This window comes from Mycobacterium sp., assembly GCF_049647605.1.
Classification (GTDB): domain Bacteria; phylum Actinomycetota; class Actinomycetes; order Mycobacteriales; family Mycobacteriaceae; genus Mycobacterium.
In genome coordinates, this window is the sequence record NZ_JBARXZ010000078.1 from 1 (window position 1) to 8,749 (window position 8,749).

Annotated in this window: 10 protein-coding genes and 1 pseudogene; 2 read left to right on the top strand and 9 right to left on the bottom strand. The window is 67.2% G+C overall.

The window, feature by feature from the left end:
• A partial coding sequence (locus WBB07_RS09850) for an NAD-dependent epimerase/dehydratase family protein (protein WP_526307104.1) occupies positions 1–916 on the bottom strand: 916 nt, incomplete at its 3' end.
• Positions 917–981: 65 nt separating this feature from the next.
• Between WBB07_RS09850 and WBB07_RS09855 the strand changes: the two genes are divergently transcribed.
• Positions 982–1,563 (top strand): dienelactone hydrolase family protein, encoded by a 582-nt coding sequence (locus WBB07_RS09855; RefSeq protein ID WP_526307106.1) that lies wholly within the window; start codon positions 982–984, stop codon positions 1,561–1,563.
• Positions 1,564–1,592: 29 nt separating this feature from the next.
• Positions 1,593–2,264, top strand: coding sequence for a phosphoribosyltransferase (locus WBB07_RS09860; protein ID WP_526307108.1), 672 nt, complete (start codon positions 1,593–1,595; stop codon positions 2,262–2,264).
• A gap of 415 nt (positions 2,265–2,679) precedes the next feature.
• Here the strand turns inward: WBB07_RS09860 and WBB07_RS09865 are convergent.
• The 8 genes and pseudogenes from WBB07_RS09865 to WBB07_RS09900 all read right to left on the bottom strand — a co-directional run.
• A pseudogene (locus WBB07_RS09865) lies at positions 2,680–2,830 on the bottom strand (hypothetical protein); the annotation flags it as partial.
• Between the two features lie 13 nt (positions 2,831–2,843).
• Positions 2,844–3,668 carry a DivIVA-like cell division protein Wag31 gene (wag31, locus tag WBB07_RS09870; RefSeq protein ID WP_526307110.1) on the bottom strand — a complete coding sequence of 275 codons (825 nt, stop codon included), beginning with the start codon at positions 3,666–3,668 and terminating at the stop codon, positions 2,844–2,846.
• A 232-nt stretch (positions 3,669–3,900) separates the two neighbouring features.
• Positions 3,901–4,191 (bottom strand): YggT family protein, encoded by a 291-nt coding sequence (locus WBB07_RS09875; RefSeq protein WP_526307112.1) that lies wholly within the window; start codon positions 4,189–4,191, stop codon positions 3,901–3,903.
• Between the two features lie 137 nt (positions 4,192–4,328).
• Complete coding sequence (locus tag WBB07_RS09880) at positions 4,329–4,997, bottom strand: cell division protein SepF (protein ID WP_526307114.1); 669 nt, start codon at positions 4,995–4,997, stop codon at positions 4,329–4,331.
• Between the two features lie 77 nt (positions 4,998–5,074).
• The gene (locus WBB07_RS09885; protein ID WP_526307116.1) at positions 5,075–5,815 is read right to left on the bottom strand and encodes a YggS family pyridoxal phosphate-dependent enzyme; all 741 of its coding nucleotides are present in this window, start codon (positions 5,813–5,815) and stop codon (positions 5,075–5,077) included.
• Entirely contained in the window at positions 5,812–6,519 is a 708-nt protein-coding gene (pgeF, locus tag WBB07_RS09890) for a peptidoglycan editing factor PgeF (RefSeq protein ID WP_526307118.1), read from the bottom strand. The genes WBB07_RS09885 and pgeF overlap by 4 nt, the downstream gene beginning before the upstream one ends.
• 31 nt (positions 6,520–6,550) lie before the next feature.
• Positions 6,551–7,699: a cell division protein FtsZ gene (gene ftsZ, locus WBB07_RS09895; protein ID WP_526307120.1), complete on the bottom strand. Its 1,149-nt coding sequence runs from the start codon at positions 7,697–7,699 to the stop codon at positions 6,551–6,553.
• 288 nt (positions 7,700–7,987) lie between these two features.
• The coding region (locus WBB07_RS09900) for a cell division protein FtsQ/DivIB (protein ID WP_526307122.1) at positions 7,988–8,749 on the bottom strand (762 nt) is incomplete at its 5' end.

Below are 8,749 nucleotides of genomic sequence, written 5' to 3' on the forward strand. Positions count from 1 at the left end.
CCCGCAATCCGGCATCGGCGGCCGGCGCGGTCGCCGCCTCCCACTCGGCGACCACCTCGGCCAGGAAACCGTCGCCGCCGCTGCTGTCCTCCGTCAGTTCGGTATCGCCGCGGTCATAGCCGTAGAACCCGATCGCCGAAGCGCTGACAAACACCGTCGGGCCATCGGAGCTGCGGGCGGCGACCTCCGCCAGCCGGCGGGTGGGTTCGATCCGGCTGTCGCGGATCGCGGCCTTGTGGGCGTCGGTGAACCGGCCGGAGATGGAGGTACCGGCCAGGTGGATGACGGCGTCCACACCGTCGAACAGATCGGCGGCCGGGGCTTCGGGATCCCAGTGCCGCTCATCAGGATTCGCCGCACCGCTGCGGCTCAACCGAATCACCCGATGCCCACCGGTGGTCAGGAATGCACACAGCGCGGTACCGACGAGACCGCCGGCCCCGGTGACGGCCACCGTCATCGGCGCCAGCCCCGCGGTCCGGGCCGCGCGATGGGCGGCCAGGTCGTCGGCGGTCTGGCGGTGCCGGTAGACGAATGTCGATCGCAGCAGCCGACCCGGTACGGGTGTCTCCACGGTGTCCGTCAGCAGCGTGGTCCCGTCACCGCGATCGGCAAACTCGTGCAGGTGCCGCCAGCGCCGGGTGGCCAGCGTGGGCCAGCTGCGCAGCCCGCCGGCGACAAGATCATCGGCGAACCGGTGCGGCGGCGAGTACGCGGCCGGATCGTGCTGGGCCACCCACCGCAGCCCGCCCGGCAGGGCCAGGACTGCGCGTCCGTCGGCCAATGATGTCGCCTCCTGCACCGCCGACATGGGCTGCCAGGGCGGGATCAGGCGGTGGATGGCGCCGGGGCGGCCGTGCCAGCCGAACACCTCGTCGCACGGATGGTCGAGCACGCTGGTGTGGTGGATTCCCATGATCTGTCACACATACCCCACCCACACCGATCTCAGACCTGCTTCGACTCCGAATCACCCTTGTGATGACTGTGCTTGTGCTGCCCGGCGGCAAACCCACCAGTTCGGCGCCGACCCGGCCGTGGCAGCTGGCCAATGTGCGGATGGCGCTGCTGGCCGCCGACCTGCGCCGCGAATTCGGCGCCACGATCCGGCTGCAGCGACTGCGGTACCGGCTGCGCGGCTGGAACAGCCCGCGTCTGGATGCACTCGCCGACGCGCGGTCGGCACTGGCCGGCCTCACCGAGTCCGTCGCACCGCGGCAGATCATCGTGGTCGGACACTCGATGGGCGCCCGAGTCGCCGCCCATCTGGCCGGGGAACAACCGGTAGGCGGTGTTGTTGCGCTCGCCCCGTGGTGGCCCGCCGATGACGCCGCCCTGATCACCCCGGCCACCCGGCTACTCGCGGTCCACGGCACCGCCGACACCTGGACCGATCCGGGGACCTCACGCAACCAGGTGGCCGCCGCCGCGGCCCGAGGGGTGGACGCCCGATGGGTCGGGCTCGACGGCGCCGACCACTACCTGCTGCGCCGGTGGAGCTCGTGGACCGAGCTGACCGTCGGCTTGATCCGCAGCGTCGTCGACGGCCGTCCCGGAGTTTGAACTTTCCGGTCACAGTGAACCCGCCTGACATGGCCGGAGGGTTCCTGCGGCGCAAGCAGCTCAACGGATTCGTCGATCGCACCGACGCTGGGCACGCCCTGGCAGCGGCGCTGTCGGAGCGCCTTCCCGACGTCCACGGCGCCGACGTGGTGGTGATCGGGCTGGCCCGCGGTGGCGTGCCGGTGGCCGCGGTGGTGGCGCAGGAGCTGCACGCCAAGCTGGACGTCGCGGTGGTCCGCAAGCTCGGGGTGCCCGGTCACGAAGAGTTGGCGCTCGGAGCGATCTCCAGGACCCGGATGATCCTCAACCACAGCCTGGTCACCGATCTCGGCATCACACCAGACGACATCGACGCTGTCGCCGTACGAGAACTGCGTGAGCTGGAGCGCCGCGAAAATCTGTACCGGCAGGGCCGCCCACCCATGGAGGTGACGGGCCACACCGTGGTGCTGGTCGACGACGGTGTGGCAACCGGGGCCAGCATGCATGTTGCGGCACTGGCAGTGCGTGACGCGGAGCCCGCCCGTCTGGTGGTGGCGGTACCCACCGGACCCAGCATCGTCACCGGCTTGTTCCCCGACTGCGCCGATCACGTGGTCTGTGTGCAGACACCGGACCCGTTCCTGGCCGTCGGCCTGTCCTACCGGGACTTCGACCAGGTGGATGACGCCGCGGTGGCCGCCGCACTGGGCTCGGTCTAGCGCCGGTTCTAGGTCGACGCTGTTTTGGGATCCGCCGAGCCGTCGGCGGGAACATCGTCCTGCGCGGGGCTCTCGTCTGTTGCCTCGGCTGCGGGAACATCATCCGCTGCGGGAACATCATCCGCTGCGGGAACATCATCCGTTACGGGAACATCATCCGTTACGGGAACGTCATCCGTTACAGAAGTATCGTCGGCGCCGGATTCGGCGTCCGGGTACTCGCCGACCGGTCCTGACGGCTCACCGGCCTGCGGTGAATCTGCGTCGGAACCCTCAGCCGCCGACCCGGTCTTGATCACCTGGGTCGCCGGCTCGTCGTCGGGATACTCGGCGTCGAAGTTCTGATACGTCGCGTCGATGGCCTCACCGGATTCGGTGACGTCATCCCCGTCTTCGGCCTCTGAATGACTCGTCTGCCGCTCTCGGATGGCGTCGACGATCAGCAGGACAACACCCACCACACTGGCACCGATACACACCCAGGCGATGACGGCATTGCTGGTGACCACCGCGGTCACCAGCGCCGCAAGACCGATGACGGCAAGGACTAGTGCAACGATCAGCATTGATCGTTACCGGCTAGTTGTTGCCGCGGTTGAACTGGTTGAAGCCACCGTCGTTACCGGCGCTGGAATCCACCGGCGCCGCCGAGCCACGCTGGCCGAGCTCCTCGAGCTGGGATTCCAGGTAGGTCTTGAGCCGGGTCCGGTATTCACGCTCGAAGGTGCGCAGCTGCTCCAGCCGGCCTTCGAGCACGGTGCGCTGCTGGTTGATGGTGCCCATGATCTCGGAGTGCTTGCGCTCGGCGTCGGCCTGCAAGGCGTCTGCCTTCTCCTGAGCCTGGCGCAGCTGCGTCTCCGAGCGAGACTGTGCATCCGACAGCATGGCGTCCGCCCGGTTACGGGCTTCGGTCACCGTGGACTCAGCGGTGCGCTTGGCCTCGCTGACCATTGCGTCGGCGTTGGTCCGCGCATCGGCGAGCAGCTTGTCGGCCTCCGCCTTGGCGGTGCCGGTGAGCCGGTCCGCCGTGTCCTGCGCGAGTGCCAACACACGTGCGGCCTTGAGATGCGCTTCCTCGCCGGCCGGTGCAGCGGCCTGCACCGGGACGGGCGCCGGTGCAGGCGCCTCGTAAGTGGGCTGCGGCGCGGGCTCTGGCTCGGGCTCAGGCTGATAAAGCGGTATCGCTTGGGTAGCCTGCACTCCCCCACCCGCTCGGGCGGAGGCGAGCTCCTGGTCGAGCTCACTGACCCGCTGACGCAGGTCGGCGTTCTCCTCGATGAGTCTGGTCAGCTCGTTCTCCACCAGATCGAGGAAGGCGTCGACCTCGTCCTCGTTGTAGCCGCGCTTGCCGATCGGCGGTTTGCTGAACGCCACATTGTGCACGTCGGCTGGTGTAAGCGGCATTTTCTGCCCCCTCAGGTCTGGACGGTCGATCCGATCTTCGAAGTAAAACCTTAGACCAACCAAGTGGCCGTACTGTAACTGGCGTCCATCCTGTCACACCCGACCCGGCGGTTGAGGTTCAGCCCAATAATTAAGAGCGAATTTCAAAGTTCCCTCGGAACGCCGAAAATCCCAGGTGAGCCCGCTCGTCAAACGACTGCGGGCGCAGATTCAGCACCGAAAGCCACGCCGGTCAGACTGCGGCACCAAAAGCCATCTGCATGCCGACAAACGCCAGCAGCAACAAAACCATGATCGACAGATCGAGGCGGACGGCGCCGATGGTGAGTTGCGGAATGAGTCGACGCAACAGTTTCACCGGCGGATCCGTCACGCTCATGATGACCTCGAGCACCACCACGGTGAACCCACGCGGATGCCAGTCACGACTGAACGAACGGATGAATTCGACAACTACCCGGGCTATCAGTAGCAGCCAGAAGACGAACAGCGCGAAACCCAGAATTTCGAAGAAGAGCGCCAACGCGAGCCGACCTTACTGACGAGGGTGGGTGATGTTGCCGACACCGCCAGTGAACGGGACATCGGCGGCGAAACGCCCTCGCCAGCTTACCGATACGCCACGACAGCGGCGAACCCGCTGCCGTTCGGCGTACTGCATCAGGAGTAGAAGCCGGCCTCAGCCATCCGGCGACGCTCCTCCGGGGTGACCTCGACATCGGCGGGCGACAGCAGAAAGACCTTGGTGGCAACCTTGTCGAAGGAACCACGCAGCGCAAACGCCAGACCGGCCGCAAAATCGACCAGCCGCTTGGCGTCGGCGTTGTCCATCGACACCAGGTCCATGATCACCGGATTGCCCTCGCGGAAACGCTCTCCGATGGTGCGTGCCTCGCTGTAGTCCTTGGGACGCAACGTGGTGATCTTCGACAGTGGGCTGCCCGCCTCGAATAGTTCGGCCATCCGCCGCGGGTCCATGGCCAGCGCGCCGCGGGTGGAGCCGCGCATCGCGCCCAGACGCGGCGACGGGCGGTCGAACTCGCGCGGCCGGAAGCGTGGCTCTTCGGCGTAGGCGCCGCGGTAACCCGGCGCGTACTCCGCGTCGCGCGGATCCCGGACGTCGTCGTACTCGTGCTCGCGAGGGTCCGGACGATCGGCGTAGCGGTCCCGCTCGTAGCCCGGGGCGTATTCCCCGGCCTCGGTGAAACGCTCTGCGCGACGCGGATATCCGCGTCCAGCGCCGCGGTCGTCATCCTCGTAGTACTCGTCGTCGTACTCGTCTAGGGGTGCCATCCCGAAGTAGGCCTTGACCTTGTGAAGCGTGCTCATCTCTTGACCTCTCTGGATGGGCTGATGTGTCCGAAAGCTTTTGGTGCCGGTGATAAAGATGTGACTAGAGTGACTACTCACGGTGACGTTAGCGGGCGAGATCCCAGAAGAGCGGTTCCGACACGCACACATGTCGACCCATGTTTGACTGCCGCCTCCAAGTCGCCGGACATCCCCGCCGACAGACCGAGACGGTGCTGATAACCGCCTTGTACCCGGTCCCGCTCCGCCGCTAACCGCGTGAACGCAGAATCGGCATCGACGCCCAGCGGCGGGATCGCCATGAATCCCACAAGATCAAGTCCCTCAGCAGCATTCACCGCTGCACAGAGGGCGTCGACCCGGTCCCGATCCTCGACGTCCACCCCGCCGCGGGCCTGATCCCCGTCGAGGCTCAACTGGAGATACACCGACAGCGACGAGGTGCGAACACCGTCGTCCAGGGCGGCCTGGACCCCACGAGCCAGCGCTGCGACGACCTTGTCGCTGCCGACCGAATGCACCACATGCGCCCACGATGCGATGTGACGAGCCTTGTTGCTCTGGATGGTGCCCACCATGTGCCACCGGGTGTCGGCGGGGATCCGTCCCGCCAGCTCACCGAGTTTCCGGGTGGCTTCCTGATCACGGGATTCGCCGAATGCCCGGCACCCCAGCTCCGACAGAATCGCGATATCGGACGACGGGAAGAACTTGGTGATGGGCAACAACTCGACGTCGTCGGGAGCACGGCCGGCCGCGCGAGCGGCGTCGGCGACACGAGATCGCAGGTGTGCCAACGCCTCCGCCAGTTGTTCTTTGCGGATCGATTCGGTCACTGCATCCACACCACTGAGGCGAGCCGCCCGGTCGGCGCGTCGCGCCGGTGGCTGAACAGTGACTTGTCGGCGACAGTGCACCGCGGATCCACCGAGACGGCGGTGATACCCAGATCACGCAGCTGCCGCACGATTCCGGCCCGCAGGTCCAGACCCGGCGTCCGCCTGGCGGTGACGGTGCGGCTGCCCGGCAGGGCCGCCTCCACCTCGTCGGCCATCGCCGCAGGCACTTCGTAATTCGCGCCGCTGACCGCCGGACCGAGCAGCACCGAAATGTCTTCGATCGATGCTCCCGCGGCCGTCATCGCCTCGACCGTGCGAACCACCACACCGTGCTGCGCGCCGACCCGCCCGGCGTGCACCGCGGCGACCACACCGGCGCGGGCATCACCCAACAGCACCGGCACACAGTCGGCGGTCACCACGGCCAGGGCCAGCCCACGGGTGGTCGTGATCAAGGCGTCGGTGGCATCGACCGCGCCGGTCTGCGGTTGATCGACACGCACCACGTTGTCGCCGTGCACCTGGTTCATCCACACCAGGTGATCGGGAGCAACACCGATGGACTTGGCCAGCCGGGCCCGGTTGGCGGCAACGGCTGCAGGCTTGTCCCCGACGTGATCACCCAGATTGAAGGTGCCGAACGGCGGCGCCGAGACGCCGCCGGCCCGCGTCGTGGTGACGCGGCGGATGGTAACGGTCATGCGCCCAGTATCCGTGGCGTCGTCACCGGACTCAGTGCCGCATGAAGGGCGGAACATCCACGTCGTCGTCATCATCCGGGCCGCCCACCCGGACGGTTGCACCGTTGGTGTGCAACGGAACACTGGCGGCGTCGGACGGTTCGAACAGCGAGGACGACACCTTGCCGGCACGGCCCTGGGCGACGGTCTGCCCCCCGGAACCGGTGGCTCCGACCGCGGGTTTGCGGCTGGCCGCACCGGTTTCGAAGCCGGCCGCGATCACGGTGACCCGCACCTCGTCACCGAGGGAGTCGTCGATCACGGTGCCGAAGATGATGTTGGCGTCGGGGTGAGCCGAATCCTGCACCAGCGAGGCTGCCTCGTTGATCTCGAACAGACCGAGGTCACTGCCACCGGCCACCGACAGCAGTACGCCTTGGGCGCCTTCCATGCTGGCTTCCAGGAGCGGCGAATTGATGGCGATCTCGGCAGCTTTGAGCGCCCGGCCGTCACCGCGGGCGGCGCCGATCCCCATCAACGCGGTGCCGGCGCCACTCATGACACCCTTGACGTCGGCGAAGTCGACATTGATCAGCCCCGGCGTGGTGATCAGGTCGGTGATGCCCTGGACACCGTTGAGCAGCACCTCGTCGGCGCTGCGGAACGCGTCCATCAGCGACACCGCGGCGTCACCCATCTGCAGCAGCCGATCGTTCGGGATGACGATCAGGGTGTCGCAGCTCTCACGCAGTGAGGTGATCCCGGATTCGGCCTGGTTGCTGCGGCGCTTGCCCTCGAACGAGAACGGGCGCGTCACCACACCCACGGTCAGCGCGCCGAGCTTGCGCGCGATCGTGGCCACCACCGGTGCGCCACCGGTACCGGTACCGCCACCCTCACCGGCGGTGACAAACACCATGTCGGCGCCGCGGAGCAGCTCTTCGATTTCGTCCTTGGCGTCTTCGGCGGCCTTGCGCCCGACTTCGGGGTCGGCTCCGGCTCCGAGACCGCGGGTCGAGTCACGACCCACGTCGAGCTTGACGTCGGCATCACTCATCAACAGCGCCTGAGCGTCGGTGTTGATGGCGATGAACTCGACGCCCTTGAGGCCCTGTTCGATCATGCGGTTGACGGCATTGACGCCGCCGCCGCCGATGCCGACCACCTTGATTACGGCGAGGTAGTTGTGCGGGGGGGTCATCGGTCGTCTTCCTCCCTGAGTGGGTTACGTAGTCAGCGGATGGTCCCTGATCCGGTTACGTCCGGCGTGTCCCTAAACCCTCAACCTCAACCATAGGCTTAGAGTTATGTCAAGTAAATCCGCGCAACCAGAACGGTAGGGCCGCGGCCGGAGGTATCCCTGCAGGCGCGCCGACGACCCGCGGAAAAGTTGACCGGATTTCCGGCTACTTCCCCCTGCGCGAGCGCACGCATTTGTACGTGTGAGCGCGGCGTGTCGCGGACAGACGCGCGCGCTCGCCGAAAGGGGCTACTTGACGGTGGGCAGATCCGGACTCGACACGTCATAGGTCTGGCCGGGCTGGGTCAACAGTGCCGCCAGCTTGTTGGCCTTCTCCTGAGTGCGGTCCTCGGTCCCCCACACCACAACCCGCCCGTCGGTCAACGTCAGCGTGATCGAGGCCACCGACGGCGCAGCCACCCGCCCGACCTGCCCCGCCACCTCCGGTCGCAGCGCGGTCAACACCGCCAGTGCCGCCACGGTCGGCGGATCATTCGGGCCCGGGTTCTCCACGTCGAGATACGGCAGGTTCAACGGCGCCGGGCCGGTCGCAAAATCGACCCCGTCCCGGTCATAGAGATGCGGGCCGTCGGGAAAGTCCTTCACCGCAATGGGAATCCGCTCGGCGACGGTGATCCGCAGTGTCGACGGGTACTCCCGCTGCACCCGGGCGGTGGCCACCCGGCGGATCGCGGCCACCTTCTCGGCCACCACATCGGTGTCGATCTGCAGCAGCGGCGTGCCGACCGGAACACCGGCCGTCTCGACGACCTCCTCGCGGGTCAGCTCACCGGTGCCGACCACCAAGATGTCGCGCGCCGACATCAACGGGGTGAAGTACAAGATCAGGCCGAACGCTGTGCCGATCACGGCGAGCAACACCGTGCACAGCACGACCTTCAGCCCCCGAACCGTGCCGCGGCGAGCCGGTTTGGCCTCCACCACCGGTCCGAGGGCCTTGCGCTTGGCCTCGCGGCGGGCCTCTTCGATGGCCTTCGCCCGGTTCTCGGC